This window comes from Flavobacterium sp. (genome assembly GCF_965284515.1).
In the GTDB taxonomy this organism is placed as follows: domain Bacteria; phylum Bacteroidota; class Bacteroidia; order Flavobacteriales; family Flavobacteriaceae; genus Flavobacterium.
Genome location: NZ_OZ260089.1, coordinates 2,070,698 through 2,093,943 on the forward strand (window position 1 = coordinate 2,070,698; position 23,246 = coordinate 2,093,943).

24 protein-coding genes are annotated in these 23,246 nt (G+C 30.0%); 16 read left to right on the plus strand and 8 right to left on the minus strand.

The features are described 5' to 3' along the window. The first annotated feature begins 103 nt into the window (after positions 1-103). A complete protein-coding gene (locus ACQ65T_RS09610; RefSeq protein WP_430400862.1) occupies positions 104-1,789 on the plus strand; it encodes a sodium:solute symporter in 1,686 nt (561 codons plus the stop codon). Positions 1,790-1,864: 75 nt separating this feature from the next. Here ACQ65T_RS09610 and ACQ65T_RS09615 read toward each other — a convergent pair whose 3' ends face one another. Next, positions 1,865-2,590 carry a bacteriorhodopsin-like gene (locus ACQ65T_RS09615; protein ID WP_430400863.1) on the minus strand — a complete coding sequence of 242 codons (726 nt, stop codon included), beginning with the start codon at positions 2,588-2,590 and terminating at the stop codon, positions 1,865-1,867. A 109-nt stretch (positions 2,591-2,699) separates the two neighbouring features. Between ACQ65T_RS09615 and ACQ65T_RS09620 the strand changes: the two genes are divergently transcribed. Continuing rightward, positions 2,700-3,572 carry a Brp/Blh family beta-carotene 15,15'-dioxygenase gene (locus tag ACQ65T_RS09620; RefSeq protein ID WP_430400864.1) on the plus strand — a complete coding sequence of 291 codons (873 nt, stop codon included), beginning with the start codon at positions 2,700-2,702 and terminating at the stop codon, positions 3,570-3,572. 40 nt (positions 3,573-3,612) lie between these two features. Here ACQ65T_RS09620 and dnaK read toward each other — a convergent pair whose 3' ends face one another. Further along, positions 3,613-5,499: a molecular chaperone DnaK gene (gene dnaK, locus ACQ65T_RS09625; RefSeq protein ID WP_430400865.1), complete on the minus strand. Its 1,887-nt coding sequence runs from the start codon at positions 5,497-5,499 to the stop codon at positions 3,613-3,615. Positions 5,500-5,735: 236 nt separating this feature from the next. On the opposite strand from dnaK, the gene ACQ65T_RS09630 reads away from it, so the two are divergent. Next, the gene (locus ACQ65T_RS09630; RefSeq protein WP_430400866.1) at positions 5,736-7,157 is read left to right on the plus strand and encodes an L-serine ammonia-lyase; all 1,422 of its coding nucleotides are present in this window, start codon (positions 5,736-5,738) and stop codon (positions 7,155-7,157) included. Here ACQ65T_RS09630 and ACQ65T_RS09635 read toward each other — a convergent pair. Both ACQ65T_RS09635 and ACQ65T_RS09640 read right to left on the minus strand, forming a co-directional pair. Beyond that, the gene (locus ACQ65T_RS09635) at positions 7,154-7,627 is read right to left on the minus strand and encodes a hypothetical protein (RefSeq protein ID WP_430400867.1); all 474 of its coding nucleotides are present in this window, start codon (positions 7,625-7,627) and stop codon (positions 7,154-7,156) included. The genes ACQ65T_RS09630 and ACQ65T_RS09635 overlap by 4 nt on opposite strands. A 20-nt stretch (positions 7,628-7,647) precedes the next feature. Continuing rightward, complete coding sequence (locus ACQ65T_RS09640; protein ID WP_430400868.1) at positions 7,648-8,082, minus strand: nuclear transport factor 2 family protein; 435 nt, start codon at positions 8,080-8,082, stop codon at positions 7,648-7,650. 141 nt (positions 8,083-8,223) lie between these two features. On the opposite strand from ACQ65T_RS09640, the gene panB reads away from it, so the two are divergent. From panB to ACQ65T_RS09665, 5 genes are all read left to right on the plus strand, one after another. Continuing rightward, entirely contained in the window at positions 8,224-9,042 is an 819-nt protein-coding gene (gene panB / locus ACQ65T_RS09645; protein ID WP_430400869.1) for a 3-methyl-2-oxobutanoate hydroxymethyltransferase, read from the plus strand. A gap of 30 nt (positions 9,043-9,072) precedes the next feature. Beyond that, positions 9,073-9,762, plus strand: coding sequence for an RluA family pseudouridine synthase (locus tag ACQ65T_RS09650; RefSeq protein ID WP_430400870.1), 690 nt, complete (start codon positions 9,073-9,075; stop codon positions 9,760-9,762). 3 nt (positions 9,763-9,765) lie between these two features. Then, a complete protein-coding gene (locus ACQ65T_RS09655) occupies positions 9,766-10,551 on the plus strand; it encodes a hypothetical protein (RefSeq protein ID WP_430400871.1) in 786 nt (261 codons plus the stop codon). Positions 10,552-10,576: 25 nt separating this feature from the next. Beyond that, a complete protein-coding gene (gene ypfJ / locus ACQ65T_RS09660; RefSeq protein ID WP_430400872.1) occupies positions 10,577-11,434 on the plus strand; it encodes a KPN_02809 family neutral zinc metallopeptidase in 858 nt (285 codons plus the stop codon). 92 nt (positions 11,435-11,526) lie between these two features. Beyond that, complete coding sequence (locus tag ACQ65T_RS09665; RefSeq protein WP_430400873.1) at positions 11,527-11,955, plus strand: SET domain-containing protein-lysine N-methyltransferase; 429 nt, start codon at positions 11,527-11,529, stop codon at positions 11,953-11,955. Positions 11,956-12,007: 52 nt separating this feature from the next. Here ACQ65T_RS09665 and ACQ65T_RS09670 read toward each other — a convergent pair whose 3' ends face one another. The 3 genes from ACQ65T_RS09670 to ACQ65T_RS09680 form a co-directional block, all read right to left on the minus strand. Then, positions 12,008-13,297 carry a DEAD/DEAH box helicase gene (locus ACQ65T_RS09670; RefSeq protein WP_430400874.1) on the minus strand — a complete coding sequence of 430 codons (1,290 nt, stop codon included), beginning with the start codon at positions 13,295-13,297 and terminating at the stop codon, positions 12,008-12,010. A gap of 200 nt (positions 13,298-13,497) precedes the next feature. Next, positions 13,498-14,538, minus strand: coding sequence for an RluA family pseudouridine synthase (locus ACQ65T_RS09675; protein WP_430400875.1), 1,041 nt, complete (start codon positions 14,536-14,538; stop codon positions 13,498-13,500). Continuing rightward, a complete protein-coding gene (locus ACQ65T_RS09680) occupies positions 14,528-15,166 on the minus strand; it encodes a PASTA domain-containing protein (RefSeq protein ID WP_430400876.1) in 639 nt (212 codons plus the stop codon). Before ACQ65T_RS09680 ends, ACQ65T_RS09675 begins: the two co-directional genes overlap by 11 nt. Positions 15,167-15,260: 94 nt before the next feature. Between ACQ65T_RS09680 and ACQ65T_RS09685 the strand changes: the two genes are divergently transcribed. The 7 genes from ACQ65T_RS09685 to ACQ65T_RS09715 all read left to right on the plus strand — a co-directional run bounded on the left by ACQ65T_RS09685 (position 15,261) and on the right by ACQ65T_RS09715 (position 20,886). After that, positions 15,261-16,229, plus strand: coding sequence for a D-alanine--D-alanine ligase (locus ACQ65T_RS09685; protein WP_430400877.1), 969 nt, complete (start codon positions 15,261-15,263; stop codon positions 16,227-16,229). Positions 16,230-16,233: 4 nt separating this feature from the next. After that, a complete protein-coding gene (locus ACQ65T_RS09690) occupies positions 16,234-16,701 on the plus strand; it encodes a hypothetical protein (protein ID WP_430400878.1) in 468 nt (155 codons plus the stop codon). 7 nt (positions 16,702-16,708) lie between these two features. After that, on the plus strand, positions 16,709-17,167 hold the full coding sequence (coaD, locus tag ACQ65T_RS09695) for a pantetheine-phosphate adenylyltransferase (protein WP_430400879.1): 459 nt from the start codon (positions 16,709-16,711) through the stop codon (positions 17,165-17,167). A gap of 63 nt (positions 17,168-17,230) precedes the next feature. Next, positions 17,231-18,808, plus strand: coding sequence for a SulP family inorganic anion transporter (locus ACQ65T_RS09700; protein WP_430400880.1), 1,578 nt, complete (start codon positions 17,231-17,233; stop codon positions 18,806-18,808). A gap of 198 nt (positions 18,809-19,006) precedes the next feature. Continuing rightward, entirely contained in the window at positions 19,007-19,462 is a 456-nt protein-coding gene (locus ACQ65T_RS09705) for a hypothetical protein (RefSeq protein ID WP_430400881.1), read from the plus strand. Between the two features lie 192 nt (positions 19,463-19,654). Continuing rightward, a complete protein-coding gene (locus ACQ65T_RS09710; protein ID WP_430400882.1) occupies positions 19,655-20,158 on the plus strand; it encodes a hypothetical protein in 504 nt (167 codons plus the stop codon). 62 nt (positions 20,159-20,220) lie between these two features. Continuing rightward, positions 20,221-20,886 carry a hypothetical protein gene (locus ACQ65T_RS09715; protein ID WP_430400883.1) on the plus strand — a complete coding sequence of 222 codons (666 nt, stop codon included), beginning with the start codon at positions 20,221-20,223 and terminating at the stop codon, positions 20,884-20,886. Positions 20,887-21,047: 161 nt separating this feature from the next. Here ACQ65T_RS09715 and ACQ65T_RS09720 read toward each other — a convergent pair whose 3' ends face one another. Next, the gene (locus ACQ65T_RS09720; protein ID WP_430400884.1) at positions 21,048-22,448 is read right to left on the minus strand and encodes a DEAD/DEAH box helicase; all 1,401 of its coding nucleotides are present in this window, start codon (positions 22,446-22,448) and stop codon (positions 21,048-21,050) included. Positions 22,449-22,533: 85 nt separating this feature from the next. Between ACQ65T_RS09720 and ACQ65T_RS09725 the strand changes: the two genes are divergently transcribed. Beyond that, on the plus strand, positions 22,534-23,229 hold the full coding sequence (locus tag ACQ65T_RS09725) for a hypothetical protein (RefSeq protein WP_430400885.1): 696 nt from the start codon (positions 22,534-22,536) through the stop codon (positions 23,227-23,229). The last annotated feature ends 17 nt before the right edge of the window (positions 23,230-23,246 follow it).

The window sequence follows — 23,246 nt, forward strand, 5'->3', positions numbered from 1 at the left end:
GGAAAAGCAAAAACACCAATGGAAAAAAAGCTATAGTTTAGTTTTACTCTTAAATGCATTATACATTTTAGTTTTTTATTTATTAATGGAAATTTTCTCGTAAATGGAATATTTAGATTGGATTGTTTTATCCTCTACCCTACTTTTTATTGTAATTTATGGTGCTTATAAAACCAAAGGAAGTGCTAATGTAAAAGATTATATCTTAGACAATAACGAAACACCTTGGCATACGGTAGGAATCTCTGTAATGGCAACTCAAGCCAGTGCTATTACCTTTTTATCTACTCCAGGTCAAGCGTACCATGATGGAATGGGCTTTGTACAGTTTTATTTTGGGCTTCCACTTGCAATGGTCGTTATTGCTTACACTTTTATCCCTATTTATCATAAGTTAAAAGTTTATACAGCTTATGAATACTTAGAACAACGGTTTGATGTTAGAACACGTTCATTAGCAGCGATTTTATTTCTTATTCAGAGAGGTTTAGGAACTGGTTTAACTATTTATGCACCATCAATTATTCTATCAGCATTATTAGGTTGGAATTTAACACTACTAAACGTAGTTATTGGAATATTAGTTATTGTTTATACGGTAACAGGCGGAACAAAAGCTGTAAACATGACACAAAAACAGCAAATGTTTGTTATTATTAGTGGAATGTTCATTACTTTTTTTCTGATTCTAAATTATCTTCCTCCTGAATTAGATTTTACAACTGCACTTCATATCGCTGGTGCAAATGGAAAAATGAACATCTTAGACTTTTCATATAATCCTGAAACACGTTATACCTTTTGGAGCGGAATAACAGGTGGATTCTTCTTAATGCTATCTTATTTTGGTACCGATCAATCTCAAGTTGGAAGATATTTATCTGGAAAATCAATTAAGGAAAGTCAAATGGGGTTGATTATGAATGGTTTCCTTAAGGTACCTATGCAGTTCTTTATTTTACTGACTGGAGTTTTAGTCTTTGTTTTTTTTCAATTCAACAATACTCCATTACATTTTAACCCAAATAACGTCACTAAAGTAACTAATTCTGAATATAAAGAGTCTTATCAAGCTTTAGAAAAGAAACTAGCAGTTATTAATGAAGAGAAAAAAGTAGTCAATCAAATTTATATTGAACAATTCAAATACAATGAGTTTGATAATCCAACTTTAAAAAAACAAATAGTTGTTTTAAATCAGAAAGAAAAAGAATTAAGAGAAGATGCTAAAGAGTTAATTAGTAAAGTTGATAGTAGTTCAGAAACTAACGATAAAGATTATGTTTTTCTGTACTTTATTATTAACTATTTACCAAAAGGATTACTCGGACTTTTATTAGCTGTAATTTTTAGTGCAGCAATGTCGTCAAGTGCATCTGGATTAAATTCATTAGCAGCGACAACCACAATTGATATTTACAAACGAAATAACGATACAAAATCCGACAAGCATTATGTGTATGCAACACAATTTTTCACACTCTTTTGGGGGTTAGTTGCTATTGGTTTTGCTTGTATAAGTTCGCTATTTGAAAACCTAATTCAACTAGTAAATATTATTGGATCAGTATTCTACGGAACCGTTTTAGGAATATTTTTGGTTGGATTTTATTTGAAATATGTAAAAGGAAAAGCAATATTTATAGCCGCTTGTGTTAGTCAACTTACTATATTTTATATATTCTACTTAGATATTGTAAGTTTCTTATGGTTGAACTTTATTGGGGCTTTATTGACGATTATTTTATCATTAAGTATTCAAATATTACTGAATAAGAGGGATGAATAGATAAAATAAGTATATATATAATATAAAAGCCGTTTCATTTAAAATGAAACGGCTTTTATTAAAATATTTTAATAATTAATCTTTTTGCGATTTCACAGCAAGAGAATAAATTACTAAACCAAAACCTATTTTATTTATAGCATCAGCAATGTTATAAGCTACATCTATATTTCCTGCAGGAATCATACTATTATACCATCCAGTTGTTCCCATCATATACCCTAAAGGGTAGATAGCCCAACCAACTAAAACGAACCAACATAAAATTTTGTGTGCTTTAAAGATTTCTCCACCAGCTGCTTTGGCTAATTTTGAAGCTTCTCCTAACCAAATTTCATAAACAATTGCGAAATATGCTGCTCCTGAAACTGCTCCCCAAAATGCTGCACTTCCTGTGTAAACAACTTCACCAAAATACCCAGTAATCAACATGATTACAGAATAGATAATCATTTTCCATAATAATGATTGTTTTGCACCTGCTACTTTTAAAATTAAATAAAATTCTAAACACATTAAAGGCACCGTTAAAATCCAATCTACATATCTAAAAAATGTAGGTGATTCTCCAAAACTAGCCCAATAATCTCTCATGTAAAAATAATGAACTGCTGCAATAAAAGTAATTAACCCCGAAACTAATACTGATGTACGCCATTTTTTATCAAATTGATTTAATGATAAAAAGAAAAATGCTGACGCAGCCATCATAGCCATACATCCTACAAAAAAAGTAAAACCAACATAATCCGTAGGATTAAGTTTTGATACAAGACCTGAAATAAGCATAAAATTTGTCATAATGTATATAATTAAATTAATATTGTTTAACCAAATTTACAAAAGACTAAACAATAAAAAAAGTTTTTGTTTATTTTTTTTTATATATCTTTAAACAAAATTATGTATCATGACTAAATATCTCATTTTATTTAGCTTTTTTGGAATTTGGATTTCCCATTTTATTGATAAGCAAAATCAAATTATACTCGGTTTTATATTAATTATAACTTTCGGAATTCTACATGGCTGTAATGATCTCATTTTGATTGCAAAAGAAAATAATTATTTATATAATATATATAATTTATTAGCTAAATATATATTAGTACTTTTTGCATTTAGTGTATTATTTTATAATTTTAAAGTTTTAGGCTTTCTAATATTTATTTTAATAAGCGCTTATCATTTTGGAGAACAACATTTACCTTTATTAAAAAATAACAATTTTAAATATTCCTACTATTTGTTTAGATTTTCTTATGGCTTTTCAATTCTAAGCATCTTAATGTCATTTCATGCTACTGAGGTTTCTGAAATAATTTTTGAAATGATCACATATAAAATATCTGAAATTGTTTTTAAATTTATTGTTGCAATTACTATATTGAGTGATATAGTTTTATATTTTATTAATAAGAAATTATTAAAAAATAATTTTAATGAATTATTTGAAATATTCTTATTGTTATTATTTACTATGATTTTCAAACTTACTCCATTAATATGGGGATTTTCATTATACTTTATTATATGGCATAGCATACCAAGTATAAAAAGTCAATGTGAATATCTCTATAATGATTTTACTCTAAAAACTTTGTTATATTATATAAAAGCGGGGATTGCAACTTGGGTTGTTTCAGTTATAGTTTTACTATTTTATTTTATATTTTTAAATAGTAATATAATGATTGAGACGATACTATTTTGCTTTATTGCTGCAATAACTTTCCCTCACGTTCTCACAATTTTTTATTTATTCAATAAAAAAACCGAGTAATTACTTACTCGGTTTTAAATATTTATTTACGTTTTGTAAATTATTTCACTTCTTCAAACTCAACATCCTGTGTTTGATCACCCGTTGCATCACCTTGTGGTTGTGCGTCCTGAGCTTGTCCTTGCTCACCTTGAGCATACATAGCTTCAGTTGCAGTTTTCCAAGCAGCGTTGATGTTTGCTAAAGCAGTGTCAATAGCTGGTAAATCTTGAGATTCGTGAGCCATTTTTAATTCTGTTAAAGCATATTCAATTGCAGTCTTGTGTTCATCAGATAATTTCTCACCTAATTCTTTCAATTGGCTTTCAGTTTGAAAAACCATAGCATCAGCTTCGTTTAATTTCTCAACTCTTTCTTTTGCAGCTTTATCAGCATCAGCATTAGCTTCTGCATCTTTTTTCATTCTTTCAATTTCTTCAGCTGTTAAACCAGAAGAAGCTTCGATACGAATATCGTGAGATTTTCCAGTTCCTTTATCAGTAGCAGAAACTTTAATGATTCCGTTTGCATCAATATCGAAAGTTACTTCAATTTGAGGAACTCCTCTTGGTGCTGGTGGAATACCATCTAAGTTAAAACGACCAATTGTTTTATTATCTGCAGCCATTGCTCTTGCTCCTTGTAAAACGTGTAATTCAACTGTTGGTTGATTATCCGCAGCAGTAGAGAATATTTGCGATTTTTTTGTTGGAATAGTTGTGTTAGACTCAATTAATGTAGTCATAACTCCACCCATAGTTTCGATACCTAAAGATAAAGGTGTAACGTCTAATAACAATACATCTTTTACATCTCCAGATAAAACTCCACCTTGAATAGCTGCACCAATTGCAACAACTTCATCAGGATTTACTCCTTTTGATGCTTTTTTACCAAAGAATTTTTCAACTTGTTCTTGAATAACTGGGATACGTGTAGAACCACCAACTAAGATAACTTCATCAATATCAGATGTAGATAAACCTGCATCTTTTAATGCTTTAGCAACTGGTTCCATAGAACGTTTTACTAAAGTAGCAGCTAATTGTTCAAATTTAGCTCTAGTTAATGTTTGTACTAAGTGCTTTGGTCCTGTAGCAGTAGCAGTTACATATGGTAAGTTAATTTCTGTTTGAGCAGAAGAAGATAATTCAATCTTCGCTTTTTCAGCAGCTTCTTTTAAACGTTGTAATGCCATTGGATCTTGACGTAAATCAATTCCTTCAGCAGTATTAAATTCAGTTGCTAACCAGTCAATAATTACTTGGTCAAAATCATCTCCACCTAAGTGAGTATCTCCATTAGTAGATAATACTTCAAAAACTCCATCTCCTAATTCAAGGATAGAAATATCAAATGTACCACCACCTAAATCATAAACTGCAATTTTTTGATCAGTTCCTTGTTTGTCTAATCCATAAGCTAATGCCGCAGCAGTTGGCTCATTGATAATACGCATAACTTCTAAACCTGCAATTTGACCTGCTTCTTTAGTAGCCTGACGTTGTGCATCGTTAAAATATGCAGGAACAGTAATAACCGCTTGAGTTACTGTAGTTCCTAAATAATCTTCAGCTGTTTTCTTCATTTTTTGAAGTGTCATAGCTGACAATTCTTGTGGAGTGTATAATCTTCCGTCAATATCAACACGTGGTGTGTCGTTATCTCCTTTAACTACTTTGTAAGCAACAGTTGAAGCTTCTTTAGCAGATTCTGAATATTTGTTTCCCATAAAACGTTTTACAGAAGCAATCGTTTTTGTAGGATTGGTAACCGCTTGTCTTTTTGCAGGATCACCAACTTTGATTTCTCCTCCTTCAACAAATGCAATTACTGACGGTGTAGTTCTTTTACCTTCCGCATTTGCAATTACAACAGGTTCTCCACCTTCCATAACTGAAACACAAGAATTGGTTGTACCTAAATCGATTCCAATAATTTTACTCATAACTTTAATCTTAATTTATTTGTGTGTTTTAATTTCGTTTTAAAAACTTGATATACATAAGTCAAGTATTATGCCAAGCACATTTGGCCTTAAAAATTGTCAGTTTTAAGTAAAATAATATGACAAGTTGGCATTTTTTGTTAGAGATTATACTAAAAATAATGAAAAAGTGATTAAATAACGAAACGATTAAACATCAAAAATTTCTTCTATCTTTGTAAGTATAAACAATAGTTATGGAATGTATTTCGGTTTTTGATATGCTTAAAATTGGGGTTGGCCCATCAAGTTCTCACACATTAGGTCCTTGGCGTGGTGCTGAACGCTTTTTAGGCGAATTACGTAATGAAAATTTAATTGATTCTATTAATAGAGTTAAAGTAGATTTATACGGCTCATTATCATTAACTGGAAAAGGACATGCAACCGACTTAGCTGTAATGCTTGGTTTAAGTGGTGCTGATCCTGAATATATTCCGGTAGAAAGTATTGATATTATCATAACTGCCATAAAAAATAAAAAAGAACTTTTTTTAGGTAACGAGATTATTATTCCTTTTGACTTTGAAAAAGATATTGTTTTCAACAGAGAATTTTTACCTTTTCATTCTAATGGATTAAAGTTTACAGCTTATACAGATACTAGAGCAATTGAAGTAATCTATTATTCAATTGGAGGAGGATTTGTAGTAAAAGAAGAACTTATTAATTCTGCTAAAAATGAAGAAATTAAATGTTCATTCCCATTTCCAACAGAAAACGGTGCCGACTTACTAAAGTATTGTAATGCGGAGAATAAAAAAGTTTGGGAAATTGTTTATGAAAATGAAAAGTCAATGCGTAGTGAAGAAGAAATTCATAACGAATTGATGCGCATTTGGGACACTATGTTAGAATGTATGTATATAGGTTGTCATACTGAGGGAACTTTACCTGGTGGATTAAATGTAAGAAGACGTGCTTATGACATGCATAAAAACTTAATTGGTGTTTTACCTTATGAAGATCCTTATTCTTGGATGCAGATCATTCGCCAAACCGAAGTTAAGTTCAGACAAATATTAAAATGGGTAAGTTGCTTTGCTTTATCTGTAAATGAAGTTAATGCATCATTAGGTAGAGTTGTAACTGCACCTACAAATGGAAGTGCCGGAGTAATACCTGCCGTTTTAATGTATTACTTAGTGATTGAAAACCACGAAGCTGGAGAAGAAGAAATTAAACGCTTTTTAATGACAGCTGGTGAAATAGGAAGCATCTTTAAAAAAGGTGCAACTATAAGTGCCGCTATGGGCGGATGCCAAGCTGAAATTGGGGTTTCAAGTGCTATGGCCGCAGCAGCCTTATGTGAAGCTATGGGTGGAACGCCAGAACAAGTAACTGTTGCCGCAGAAATTGCTATGGAACATCATTTAGGAATGACTTGTGATCCTATTGGCGGCTTAGTACAAGTTCCTTGTATTGAACGTAATACTATGGGAGCCATTAAAGCTATTAATGCGGCCGAACTCGCTTTAGAAACCGATGCTAAAAATGTAAAAGTTCCTTTAGACAAAGTAGTAAACACAATGTGGGAAACGGCAAAAGACATGAACACAAAGTATAAAGAAACTTCTGAAGGTGGCTTAGCTATTGGTGTGAATTTGGCGGATTGTTAATTTATTAAATTTTTAATATTTATTTCTTCTAAAAGAATCGAACTTGAATTATAATTTTCATCATATTCAGAGGCAAATAATAATTGTTTATTTTCAAAATAATATTTAATATTTTTAGACTTTTCTTTCAATTTTCGTTTTTGAAAAATAATTTGAAAATCTACAAAAATTAGCTCTTTGTTATCATAATAATAAACGTATTTTCTATATACATGATTAATATTTTCTGAAAAGGTAATTCTTATTGGAATATTTAAATCATTGTAGAGTACATAAACTTCCCAACCTCCATTTTTCTTAAACAATTTTTTAGAAATTATTTCACCTTCCGTTATACTTTCTTTTAAAATATGTTGTTTATTTTTAATAAAATTAACAATAGAATCTATATTATTCTTTTTAGAATCAAAACCTTGTTGACCATAAAAAGAATAAGATAAAAGAAATAAAAATAGAATATATTTTTTCATATTTAAAATATTTCTTCGACTTACTTCCTCCTTGTATCAATAATATGAATAATTTGCCATACATCTTTATCCTTAAATAATGTAAAAGAGTTTACACCGCTATGGCTTAATTTTCCGTTTACATAAAACTCATAAGGCGTCCAAACATGAGCAAGTGGTCCGTCTATTTGAATTTTATAATCCAATAATTTTTCAAACAACACTACATTTTCTGGAATAGAGACAATAGACTTCATAAAGTCTTGAAAGTTTTCAAGAATAAGTTTATTGTTTTGCTCTTTGTCTTTACCTATCGTTTGCATGTTTATATATGGATGGCATGATTTTTTAAACATTAAAGTATCTCTTTTATGTAAACCCACAAAAAAATCATCAACTGCTTGCTTCACTTCTACTTCTTGTGAAAAAACAGAAGTGAAGCACAATATCAAAACTAAAATAAAAATCTTCCTCATATCGTATATTTTTTAACTTATAAGTAGCTTTTAGATTATAATTGTTACAAATCAATTAATTTACTGAATGCAATCATTTCAAAATAAAAAATAGGAAAGAAAGTATCATTTTATACCTTTGTGTTTCAAATTCAAAAAAAAATGTCTGTAGCAAAGAAAGATTACAAAAGAATTACTACTAAAACATTAGTAGAAATGAAGGAAAATGGAGAAAAAATCTCTATGTTAACAGCTTATGATTATACAATGGCTAAAATTGTAGATTCTGCTGGAATCGATGTTATTTTAGTTGGTGATTCTGCAAGTAATGTAATGGCTGGTCATGAAACTACTTTACCGATAACGTTAGATCAAATGATATATCATGCTTCTTCTGTTGTTAGAGCTGCTGAAAGAGCATTAATTGTAGTTGATTTGCCTTTTGGAAGTTATCAATCAGATCCTAAAGAAGCTTTACGTTCTTCTATTCGAATTATGAAAGAAAGTGGTGGACATGCTGTAAAACTAGAAGGTGGAAGCGAAATCAAAGATTCTATTAAAAGAATATTAAATGCTGGAATTCCTGTAATGGGTCATTTAGGTCTTACACCACAATCTATATATAAATTTGGAACGTATACGGTAAGAGCTAAAGAAGAAGAGGAAGCAAATAAACTAATTGAGGATGCTAAAATGCTTGAAAGAATTGGTTGTTTTGCATTAGTATTGGAGAAAATTCCTGCTCATTTAGCTAAAAAAGTAGCTGAAAGTATTTCTATTCCAGTAATAGGAATTGGTGCTGGTAATGGAGTTGACGGACAAGTTCTTGTTTTGCATGATATGATTGGAATGACTCATGAGTTTAGTCCAAGATTCTTAAGAAGATATATGAATTTATACGACGATATGTCTGCCGCTATTGGTCAATATGTTTCTGATGTTAAGTCGGTAGATTTTCCAAATGAAAATGAACAATATTAATTTGGACATTTTAGACTCTAAAAATCTATAATGAAGATTCTTTCTACAAAAGACAACTTACAGGTTTTACATGAAGATAATCACATTATTGTGGTTAATAAGCGTGTAGGAGATATTGTGCAAGGCGATAAAACGGGTGATAAACCTTTATCAGATGTTGTAAAAGAATTCATTAAAGATAAATACAATAAACCTGGTGAAGTCTTTTTAGGCGTTATTCATCGTTTAGACAGACCAACAACTGGTATTGTTGTTTTTGCCAAAACGAGTAAAGCATTAACTCGTTTAAATGAATCTTTTAAAAATAGAGAGACAAAAAAAACATATTGGACAATTGTAAAAAATCAACCGCCAAAAGACAAAGACATTTTAATACATTTCTTAAAACGAAATCCTAAAAACAATACGTCAAAAGCGCATACTAAAGAAGTTCCCGAAAGTAAAAAAGCAAGTTTAGATTATTCTGTTTTTAAGAAACTTGATAATTATTACGCGTTAGAAATAAATCTTCATACAGGAAGACATCATCAAATTAGAGCGCAACTTAACGCTATTGGCTGCCCAATAAAAGGCGATTTAAAATATGGGTTTGATAGAAGTAATAAAGATGGAGGAATTCATTTACATGCAAGAACTTTAGAATTTACTCACCCAGTTTCAAAAGAAATTATTAAATTAACAGCATCAACTCCAAATGATCCAATTTGGAAAAATTTATAATATATGAATTCAACTAAAGAAAATAAAACAAATCAAATTATTGATGATAAAATCAATAATGGATACGAATTAGATTTAGGAAATATCATTGACAACAGTATAGAAATATATAAAAAAATTGTTTGGAAAGCCGGACTTGGATATTTCATGATATTTGGAATAATTATTTTAATAGCAATGACTATTTCACTTTCATTAATAGAAGGCAGCAACCTTGAAGAATTTAAAGAAATTTCTCAAGACCCTAATTATTTTTATAAAAACCCAACTATTTTAGCTTGGTTTATTATTGGAGGATTAATAATTAATATCCTTTTTATCCCATTGAATGCAGGATTTTTAAATTTGTGCCGTTTAGCAAGAACAAATCAGGAATTCTCAACAGCAAATATATTTGACTATTATAAAAGTAAATATTTAAAAGATTTAATTATTGGTTCGTTACTAATTGCAATAGTAACAACAGTGCTAACTACAGTTTTAGATATGTCAAATTTAAAAATTGTAAGTTTTGTAATTCAAATTTCATTTGCTCTTTTTACATTTTTATTCTTACCGCTAGTAATTTATGGAAATCAAAGCTTTGGAAATGCTATAAAGAAAAGTATACAATTAGTAATGAAATCTCCTTTTACAATTTTAGGAGCTATGATTATTGGAATTTTATTTATATTAGTAGGACTAATTGGTTTATGTATAGGTATATTATTTACAATTCCTTTTTATTCTTGTGTAATTTATACATTATATGAAAGCATAATTGGTTTTGAAAATGAAACAATTAACTAAATTTAATTAACTAAAATCATTTATTATGAAATGGAAAGGTAGAAGACAAAGTGATAATGTAGAGGACAGAAGAGGAATGTCTACTAAAGGTAAAGCAATTGCTGGCGGTGGATTAATTGGAATTGTTATATTATTACTAAATGCTTTTGGTGGCGAAAACGCGCAAATGCTTACTCCTATACTGGAACAAATGAATCAAGGTCAACAAACAGAACAAGTTCAAGATAGAGAACTTACTGCTGAAGAAATGGAACTTGGTGATTTTGCAAAAACAGTTTTTGCTGACACTGAAGATATTTGGAATAAAATTTATGCCGAAAATAATTTAGGCGATTATGAAGAGCCAGGAATGATTCTATTTTCAGGATCAGTACAAACTGCTTGTGGCGGAGCTTCATCAGCATCAGGACCATTTTATTGTCCTGCTGATAAAAAAGTATATATGGACTTAACCTTTTTCGAAGAATTACGAACTCGCTTTGGTGCTAAAGGTGGAGATTTTGCTATAGCTTATGTAATTGCACACGAAGTAGGACATCATGTTCAAACTTTAATGGGAACTTCTGGAAAAGTAAGACAACTTCAACAGCAAAAAAGCAAAGTAGAAGGAAATAGGCTTTCAGTATGTTTAGAGCTTCAAGCTGATTTTTATGCAGGCCTTTGGGCGCATCATAATAAAAAATATTTAGATAGTGGTGATATTGAAGAAGCCTTAAGTGCTGCGCATGCTGTAGGTGATGACGCTATCCAAAGTAAAATGCAAGGTCAAGTTGTACCAGATTCTTTTACACATGGAACTTCTGAACAAAGAATGAAATGGTTTATGAAGGGTTACAATAGTGGAGATATTAGACAACACGATACATTTTCTGAAGAATTATAAAAATTAATAGTGTACCAAATAAACAATCCTCAATCTATAATTAGACTGAGGATTGTTTATATTTGAAAACATGAAAAATCACAATTACACAATTGAAAAACTCTGATAATTATATTTCTGCCCCTGAAGTTGATTATTTATATGTAACAACTTCTAAGTTATCTAATGCTGGAAAAGGGTTATACAGCGCAATACAAATTTATAAAGATGAAATTATTTCAGTCTTTAAAGGAGAAATCATAACAGATGAAGTTGCTAAAATAAGAGTGGAATTAAATCAAGACCAATACTTCATTAATATGCTAGATGGAAGTATAATGGATTCTATGAATGTTGAATGTTTTGCCAAATATGCTAATGATGCTGAAGGGTTTGCTTCTTCAAAATATAAAAACAATTCAAAAATAGCATTAGACGAAGAAAATAATGTTTGCATTATAGCAACCAAAACCATAAAATCAGAAGATGAAATTTTTTGCAGTTATGGAAAAAAATACTGGAAAAAACACAGTTGGCTTTAAAATAAAAAAGTCCTGAATTATTCAGGACTTTTTTGTTATTTGTATATTTGCATTATCTTCTTTTATTACTAAAAACTCTTTTCTTCTCAGGTGAATTCTCTCTTGAAGATGAATTAGTGTTTGCTTTTGCTTTAGAAGCTTCTCTTTGTTTTTGTTTTCTAAACTCACGCGCTTCTTGTTGTCTGTTAATTGGTTTTGTTGATGCATTTGGATCGGGTTCAAATCCTTCTACAATTTCAACTGGTAATTTTAAACCAACTAATTTTTCAATAGCAAGTAAAAAAGAAGTTTCATCTGCACTTACTAATGAAATTGCTTCTCCACTAGCTCCTGCTCTACCTGTTCTACCAATTCTATGCACGTAATCTTCTGAGATATTTGGTAAATCAAAATTAATAACATGCGGTAATAAAGGAATATCTAAACCACGAGCCGCAATATCAGTTGCAACCATAACACTTACTGTTCCTTTCTTGAAACCTTCTAATGCTTTTGTACGTGCGCCTTGGCTTTTGTTTCCGTGAATGGCAGCCGCAGTAATTCCTGCTTTTTCAAAACTTTCACAAAGTCTGTTTGCTCCATGTTTTGTTCCGGTGAAAACCAACACTTGTTTCCAATTTCCTTCTGAAATTAATTTAATAGCCAAACCTGTTTTCTTTTCTCTGGCAACACGATATACCTTTTGACTTATTGCATCAACTGTTGAATTTTCAGGAGTTGCATCAACTTGAATTGGATTATTTAAAATTCCATGTGCAAGTTTTTTAATATCTTTTGAAAAAGTTGCCGAGAACATCAAATTCTGACGTTTTGCTGGAATCAATTTCATTACTTTTTGGATATCACGAAGGAAACCCATATCTAACATTCTATCTGCTTCGTCTAAAACAAAAATTTCTACTTTGTTTAAAGATAAATGACCTTGTGCTTGTAAGTCTAATAAACGTCCTGGAGTAGCTATTAAAACATCAACTCCATTTCTAAGTGTTGCTATTTGTGGGTTTTGATTTACTCCTCCAAAAATAACGGCACTACGTAAATCTAAATATTCCCCATATTCACGAACATTATCATAGATTTGAGCGGCTAGCTCTCTTGTTGGTGTTAAAATTAAAGATCGAACCGGTCTATTTCTTAAAGGTGCTTCTTGAGATAAAATTTGTAGTATTGGAAGTGTAAATCCAGCAGTTTTACCAGTTCCTGTTTGTGCTGATGCTAAAACATCGTGACCTTCTAATACTGGTGGAATTGCTTTTTGTTGAATTGGAGATGGTGTTTCATATCCTTTTTTGCTAATAGCTTTTAGCAAGGCTTCAGATAAGCCTAATGATTTAAATGACATATAAATTAATTATGAATTCCCATTATTGGGTAATTAATAATGAAGTAGTAATTCTTTTTCATTATTAATGAGATGGGGTTCATATTTAATTCCATCTCTAATTATTATGCAAATGTACACTATTTTTATTTAGTGCATTTTTATTGTAAAAAAGCAAATGAATTTTAGTTTCTTAAAATTCATTTACTTGATAGTTTTATTTAATCTTCTTCTAATGTTTGTGCTTTTGAATATACTCGCCATTTTTCAATACATTCTTGTATATCAGCTGGAATTTCGGTATCAAAACGCATAAACTCTTTAGTAACTGGATGTTCAAAACCCAATGTTTTAGCATGTAACGCTTGTCTTGGTAATACTTTAAAACAGTTATCTACAAATTGTTTATACTTCGTAAAAGTAGTTCCTTTCAATATTAGATTTCCACCATAACGCTCATCATTAAATAAAGTATGACCTATGTATTTCATGTGAACACGTATTTGATGAGTTCTTCCTGTTTCTAGTTTACAAGAAACTAAAGTAACATAACCTAAGCGTTCTAATACTTTAAAATGTGTTACAGCAGGTTTTCCTTTGTCTCCTTCAGGATAAACAGCCATTTGCATTCTATTACTTATATGGCGATCGATATTTCCTTCAATTGTCCCCTCATCTTCTTCAATATTTCCCCAAACAATACCAATATATTCTCTTTCAGAAGTCTTATCGGCAAATTGTTTTGCTAAATAGGTCATAGCACTTTCTGTTTTAGCTACTACCAAAAGTCCAGAAGTGTCTTTATCAATTCTATGTACTAGTCCAGGTCTTTCTGAACTATTCATAGGTAAATTATCGAAATGGAAAGCCAAAGCGTTTACAAGTGTTCCAGAATAATTTCCGTGTCCTGGATGAACCACCATTCCGGCAGGTTTATTAACAACCAATAACTGATCGTCTTCATAAACAATATCTAACGGAATATCTTCTGGAACTAAAAGGTTTTCATAAGGTGGATGTGACAAAAGAACTCTTACCACATCATTTGCTTTTACTTTATAGTTTGACTTAACAGGGACATCATTAACATAAATATTTCCAGAAGTAGCTGCTTGTTGAATTTTATTACGCGTTGCGTTTTCAATAAGATTCATTAAATATTTATCTACACGTAAAGGAGATTGTCCTTTTCCTGCTTCAAAACGATGATGTTCATACAAATCATCATCATAATCATTTTCTACATTATAATTATTCTCCATCTTCTACAAACTCTTCAATTTTTATATTTTCTGCATCATCGTTACTCGACGAACCATTTAAGTTGGTTCCATCATATAATTCTTTTCCGTCACCTAAAACAAAATCAATTACGGTATTCTTTTTTACTTTATCACCTTTTTTCAAGTTCTTTCCTTTACTTGTAACTTGTAAAACAATATCTTTTGCAATATGTGGTTTATATGTTTTTTTCCCTTCTTTTAATCCTAAGGAGTTTAAATTTGCAATAATTTGGCGATAAGTTTTATCTTTAAATTCGGGAAGTATAACTTCATTATATTCTCCTGCATTTAATTTTACATAAATTTTTCTTCCATCTTTAACCATGTTTCCTGCTTTAGGATCTTGTTCAACGATAGAATATGGAGGCAAATTATCTTTAAAATCTACTGTATCTAAAAGAACAATATCAAGTCCCATTTCTGCTAATTTTTCTTCAGCAATAGAAAATTGCATTTTAGATAAATCTGGAACAGCCATTTCTTCACCATGATTTGTTTTAAAACTTAAAAAGTTCATCAATAAAAAAGCTGAAATAACAATAATTACAAAAGCAATTGCTAATTGAATAAAAAATGTTTTACTCGTTAAAAAATTTTTAATACTCATAATTGTAGATATTTCAGCAAATATAAGAAATCGAAAAGATTTTTAGTTTGAATAAATAATGTAATTTTGTAGTTGTACGATTAAAAATAATTATATGAAAAACGTTGCAGTAATAATGGGAGGCTATTCTAGTGAATATAAAATCTCGTTAACCAGTGGTGGTGTTGTTTGTGCAAATTTAAATTCTGATAAATACAATATATTTCCCGTTCATATTTTAAAAGAAAAATGGGCTTGTGTTATAGAAGATAAAGAATACCCTATTGATAAAAATGATTTTTCTATTATCATAAATAATGCTAAAATAACTTTTGATGTTGTTTTTAATGCTATTCATGGAACGCCAGGAGAAGACGGACTAATGCAAGCTTATTTTGAATTACTTGAAATTCCGCACACATCATGTGATTATTATCAAGCTGCATTAACGTTTAATAAAAGAGATTTACTTTCTGTATTAAAACCTTATGGAATTAAAACTGCTACTTCTTGCTACTTAAATTTAGGAGATGAAATTAATGTTGATGAAATTTTAGACATTGTAGGATTGCCTTGTTTTGTTAAACCTAATAAATCGGGTTCTAGTTTTGGAATTTCGAAAGTAAAAACGATAGAAGAATTTTTACCTGCAATAGAAACTGCTTATAATGAAGATAATGAAATTATTATTGAAAGCTTTTTAGATGGTATTGAAGTTTCTGTTGGTGTTATCAGTTATAAAGGAAAAACTCGCGTATTACCTATGACAGAAATAGTTTCTGAAAATGATTTTTTTGATTACGAAGCAAAATATTTGGGAAAATCAAGTGAAATTACACCAGCACGAATTTCAGAAGAATTAAGATTAAAAATTGAACTGGTTTCAAAAAAAGCATATGAAGTTTTAAAAATGAAAGGTTTTTCGAGAAGCGAATTCATTATCGTAAATAACGAACCTTATATGCTTGAAATGAATACTGTTCCTGGATTAACTAATGAAAGTATTTTGCCACAACAAGCAAGTGAAGCCGGAATCTCATTACCTGAGCTTTTTGGAAATGCTATTGAAGAAGCGTTAAAATAAACCCATGAAAAATATAGTTTTACTTTTATTGTTGGTGATTTTTTCTGAAAATATTTTTTCTCAAGATAAAGCATTGCCTAAAAATCAAATGGTTTCTATTCAATATGAATACGAATGGAAAAATGAAGACTTCCTTATCGTAAATTACAGAATGCCTAATGATTATTGTCCGTATGAAAATTATTCAGGTTTAGACAAATCGTATCTATGGATTAAAAAAAGTATTTATGATAGAGTTACGGTTAAAAACTATAGAAACATTTTTGTTTATGCAGATAAGTTAGCCGCAAAAAAGATATTAGATTTTAAAACCCATTATAACGATATAGGTCGTTATTTTCTAAAAACTTTTTTTGATAAAAAAGGAAGTTGTTATGGCGTTTTAGTCATTAATAAAGAAGGTAAATACAATTATATTATTGGAGAATATTCTCATATAGATATTCAAAATTTAATAGACTCATTAAAATAATTAAATTATGAAAAGAGCAATATTTCCGGGTTCATTTGACCCAATTACAAACGGACATTTTGATATTATTAAAAGAGGAATTTCTTTATTTGATGAAGTTATTGTAGCTATTGGCGTAAACGCTGAAAAAAAATACATGTTCTCATTAGAAGATCGCAAAAAGTTTATCGAAGAATCTTTTAAAGATGAGCCTAAAGTTAGAGTAATTACTTACACGGGGTTAACAATAGATTTATGTGCTAAAGAAAAATCCGATTTTATTCTTCGTGGTTTACGTAACCCTGCTGATTTTGAGTTTGAAAAAGCAATTGCACATACGAACAGAGAATTATCTAAAATTGAAACTGTTTTCTTATTAACTGCAGCCAGTACTTCCTATATTTCTTCTAGCATAGTAAGAGATGTATTAAGAAACGGTGGAGATGTTACCAAATTGGTTCCTGAATCGGTAATTGCTTCTAAATAAGATTTAGCCTTAAAATTGAAATGCTTACTTTTGCAGCTTTAAAATTTTAAAGTCATAGTTGTAATGCAAAAAATGTTCAATTTATTCGATTTCTCTCAAAAAGTTAATTATAAAACCGAAATCCTATCTGGTTTAACAGTTGCTCTAGCACTTGTTCCTGAAGCAATTGCATTTGCCATGATTCCTGGATTTTCACCATTAACAGGTTTGTATGCAGCATTTGTAATGGCATTAATAACTTCAATATTTGGAGGAAGACCCGGAATGATTTCTGGTGCAACAGGTGCCGTAGCAGTTATCTTCGTGGGTTTAATCTTAGAATTAAAAAATCATTTTGTAGACATTACACCAACTCAAATACTAAATTACGTATTTGCAACCGTAATTATAGCAGGTATATTACAAATATTAGCCGGAGTTTTAAGATTAGGTAAATTTATTCGTTTAGTTCCCCATCCAGTTATGTTTGGATTCGTAAACGGATTAGCCATAATTATATTCATGGCCCAGTTTCCTAACTTTTATCAAAAAGGAACAAATAATTTATTAGAAAGTTCAGCATTTATAATGATGCTTGGCTTAACTCTTCTAACAATGCTTATAATTTGGGGACTTCCTAAGTTAACAAAAGCCGTTCCATCATCACTGGTTGCCATTTTAGTAGTTTCTGCAATAGTTTTAGGATTTGGAATTGATACAATGACTGTAGCCGATACAATGAACGCTGGTGAAACTATAAAAGGAGGCTTCCCTCCTCTTTCTATTCCACAACTTCCATTAACTTTTGAAACATTTAAAATTATATTTCCATATGCAGCAATTGTAGCAGGTGTAGGATTAATAGAAAGTTTATTGACACTTAATATCATTGATGAAATTACAGATACTAGAGGAAATGGTAACAAAGAATGTATAGCTCAAGGTTCTGCAAATATTTTGTCTGGATTTTTATCAGGAATGGGTGGATGTGCCATGATAGGACAAAGTTTAATTAATACTTCTGCTGGCGCAAGAGCACGTTTATCTGGAATTACTGCAGCTGTTATGTTGTTGGTTTTTATCATGTTTGGCTCTAGCCTAATTGAAAAACTACCAATGGCCGCTTTAGTTGGGTTAATGTTCATGGTTGCTATAGGAACGTTTGAATGGGCTAGTTTTAAAACATTTAAAAAAATGCCTAATTCAGATGTTGTAGTAATGGTTTTGGTAACTTTAATTACAGCTATTACACATAATTTAGCTATTGCGGTATTATTTGGAGTTATTTTATCAGCTTTAGCATATGCATGGGAAAATGCTAAACGTATTAGAGCACGCAAATATATTGACGATAATGGAGTAAAACATTATGAAATTTTTGGGCCATTATTTTTTGGTTCTACAACTGCGTTTACCGAAAAGTTTGATATTCAAAATGATCCAACCGAAGTTATCATTGACTTTGCAGAAAGCAGAATTGCAGATATGTCTGGTATTGAAGCAGTTAATAAACTAACGGAACGCTATGCCAAATTAAACAAAAAAGTACATTTAAAACATTTGAGTAGTGATTGTATTGATTTACTTAAAAATGCCGAAGCCATAATTGACGTAAACATTATGGAAGACCCAACCTATAAAGTTGCAGTGGATATGAAATAATGTTTCTTAAAAAAAATTGAAAAGTTAAAAATTAACTTTAATTTTTAACTTTAATTTTGCTCAATGAGAAAAACCCTAAATTTTATGTTTATTATTTTTTTATATTTACAGAAGACAACAAATGCTTCTAAACACTTGTAAGCATTTGTTTCTAGCGGGTATAAATGAGTTGGCTACAATATAAAAACTGAACGCAAATTGACTTTTGGAATAGCACAATATACAAACTTGACTCAGGAACAGAATAATTGGGTTAATGACTTATCCGTCGAATTAAAATCGTTTTTTGAAAATCGCAATTACGGAAAAGACCTAAATGAACTTTATTTCGGACTGATAACTGTAAAACCTGAATTTGACCAGTTTTTTAAAAAGAAAAGACCAAGATATCGACCAGGAGAAAGAGTTTCAGAAGTAGACGGAATTGAAATTAAGTCAAATAATTATGCTGAAATTGATTGCAAAATTGAATTTAGCCAAGTGTCTGAATTAAAAAAAGAGGAGTTAATTGAAAAAGTGTGTGAAGAAATTTTGACTGAATCGGATTGTCTTACTCGATTGTCGAAATTGAAAAAATTTGACTTCCAATCTTACAAATCAGATTTGGAAAAATATTTTATCGACAAAAATTATATAAAAGAAAAAATACAGTAGCCATCAATGTATAACCGCAATTACGGCGGATTCGACTACGTCCGAATCCACTCGGAATTGCTAACGTTAGCGCTAAACCGAAAATTAACGCATATTAACCAGTAACTTACGGTTATACGAGACCGTTGGCGGTAATTTTAATAAGCATTTGTATTAATTGATGAAATGGATCTAACTGAAACAAACTTATACATGAAAGTAAATCCAGTGATTAAATATATTTATTCAATTGTAATTATAATATCTCTCATTTCTTGCAAGTCAAGGAGTAAAATAATTCTTTATAAGGATAAAGATATTTTGACTCATCCAGTTGAACCCAGCAGCATTCAACAATTTCTTTGGAAGCATAAATCTATAGCTCTAGATTCAATATCAATTCACGGAAAAAGAGAAAAAGAATTGAATTCAATTATTAGCAATTTGCAAATAACATCAAATGGCAATGAGATGGGATATCCCAGATATGCTTTTGTTATAAAATATAAAAACACAAGGGATACTCTGTACTTTTATGACTTTAATGCAGAAAATTACCTTAATGTATGTTATATGGTACAAAACGATATTACATTAAAAGATAGGGATGACGTTTTAAGAGAATACTTATTTAAGCATTATAAAAAATTCATTGCAAGGGAAGTTTATTATAGGCCTAATAACAATAAAGAATATTACTGGTATCCTAAAGAGTAAGACTCTACTAAATAAATAATTGGTAGCAAAACTACCGCCAACACACGCTACAATCAACTATAATGAAACAATACTACATAACAATCATACTTACCTTTTTGATTTTGACTTCCACTTACGGACAAACAAACAAAAATTCGTGTGACTGCCCTAAAACTGAGTACGCTGAAACAAAAGCCGATACTACTTTTCACCTTTCAAATGGAAAGTCAATTGTTTTATGTGGCTATAAAAATCCTAAAAGTAATCCAATAACTTATTCTGAATTTATACTTTCAGTTTGCGGACAAGACACAATCATTGACTTCTGGGGAGCATTGCTGACTTGTCAACTGAAAGTTAACAAAGACACATTGTTTGTTTATGAACTTCAAAACTTACCAATAGGAAAGAATTTTAAATATCAAGAAACAGTTTGGACAACTGAAAAAATATATTTCTGTGGACAAAAAAATTTTAGAAAACATCTAGTTAATCGACAAATCAGAAAATATACTGAAAAAGAAATTCAAACGGTTTTAAAAACATATGAGACCGAAAAGTATGGACTTAACGAAAGTAAAATGGTAATTGCAAACAAATTATTAATTGCAACAATATCTGGCAACAAAAAAGCGAGACAATATTTTAAAGAATTTAAGACTAAGTTTGGGATACTTGACGGAGCATTTGCAGAAGAATATAGCCAATTGAAAGCAATGTTAGAATTATGGGACAAAAAAGAATAAATTCTATTAACATCCTTTTATAGCAATTCTTAGGCTTTCTTTTATATACGGAATTTTACTTGTAATATTTTGTTATTAATTTACGTACCTGCCAAAGGGCAACACGTTAAAAAAACTATTATTAAAAAGGCTCTTTAGATACAAGAGCCTTTTTAAGTAAACTATCTTCTATTTGATTCTTTACGAGAAGTAAATTTTGGATGTGTTTCCGCTTCTTCCTCTTCTTCTTTCTTCATTACTTTTCGCGCTACTTCAATCTTATACTTCTTCCCTTTCATTTTTTGGTCTTTAATATTTTTAAGTAAGTCTTTTACTTTAGAATATTTTACAGCCACAAACGAAATAAAATCTTTAACTTCAATTAAACCAATATCGCCTTTTTCTAATTGTCCCTTTTGAGAAAAGAAACCAACAATATCAATCTTGTTCAATTTATTCTTTTTTCCACCACTAATGTAAAGTGTTTGAAATTCAGGTGCTTTTGGTAATGATTTGGCATCAGAAACATCTAAACGCCTAGTTCCATAATCAAAATAATCGGCTTTCTTTTCTGTTTCATGAATAATTACATAAGCAGTTCCGGTTGCCAACATACGCGCAGTACGACCATTACGATGTGTAAATTCATCTTCTTTTGCTGGTAAATGGTAATGAATAACGTGATTCATTTCTGGAATATCTAAACCACGTGCACCTAAATCGGTTGTAATTAAATAGTTCACACTTCCGTTTCTAAACTGAATCAAAGCACGCTCACGTTCATCTTGGTCTAAACCACCATGATAAAACGTAGAAATAATTCCTTTAGCTGTTAGCATATCGTGAATGCGCTCTACAGCTTCTCTATGATTACAAAAAACAATTGCAGATTCAGATTTTAACGAACAAATTAACTGAAAAAGCGAATCAATTTTATCTTTCGATTTCGAAAAGACAATTCGCATATTTAAATTTTCGTTGGTTTTATCTTCTTGTATAAAATCTAAAACCGCTGGATTAACCACTCTTGTATATTTTGGAATTTCAACACCAGAAGTAGCTGAAACTAAAACACGTTTATTGGCTTTTGAAAGTTTTCCAATGATGTAATTCATTTCTTCATGGAAACCCAATTGTAACGATTTATCAAATTCGTCTAAAACATATGTTTTTACATTATCTGTTTCAAAACTTCCACGGTCTAAATGATCTGCAATACGACCTGGTGTTCCTATTAATAAAGCTGGTGGATTACTCAAATTATTAATTTCAACATCAATATTATGTCCACCATAACACATATTTACTTTGTAATGCGTTCCCATTTTTTTCCAAACTTGTTCAATTTGCAAACCTAATTCACGTGATGGAACTAAAATTACACATTGAACTCCTTTTATATCTTCTTCTAACATTTGAAGAATTGGCAATAAAAAAGCTAAGGTTTTACCAGAACCAGTTGGTGATAATAATAATACATTATTTTCATTCAAAATAGCGCTTTGTGCTACTTCTTGCATTTCGTTTAAACTTTGAATACCTAAATTCAAAAGAACATTATTGGAATGTGGATTTCTACTCATGCTGCAAAGATAAACCCAATTATGAATTAAAAATTATGAATTATGAAATAAGTTTATTTACTTTTGAAATTATAACTAAAAAACTATGAAAAGCATTCCGTTTTTACTTCTATTACTTTCTGCAATAAGTTTTGCTCAAAATAAAGGTTTAAAACCAATTTATTCAAATGAAAAATGTCAAGAACCTATTGGATATACTACTAGAGTAAATCATCGAATTATTGCTTCTAATATTGAAAATGATTCTTTATATATTGAAATTCAATATATTGAAAATTGTGCAAATGGAAAAATCATAGATTATTCTATAATAAAAGATACCATTTTATTCAATTTCAATTTTGATTTCACGGATAGAGATGTTGCTAGTTGTGATTGTGTTTTTATTAATAAATTAAAAATTAAGAATCCAAAAATTAAAAAACCAGTTTTTAAAATTATTAATACTAAAGGAGTAAGAGAACTAAAACACTCTACTAATTATTATTTACCCGCAGAATATATAATTAAAAACAATGATTCTTTAATAATTTATGATGATAATGGTTATAGCTATACAAGAACGTATTATGATTCTGAAAACATAAAGTCCTTACATATAAAAAAGTACAATTATTCAGAAATAATTTTATATCACGAAAATGGAATGGTCAAATCAAACAGACAATTATTTCCTGATTGGGACCATTATATTTTAAAAGAATGGGATATCAATGGGAAATTAATAAACTTTATTAAGTCTTCTGATATGGATATTCTATTTCCCAAAAAAAGCGAATAAATTAGAAAAAAATATTA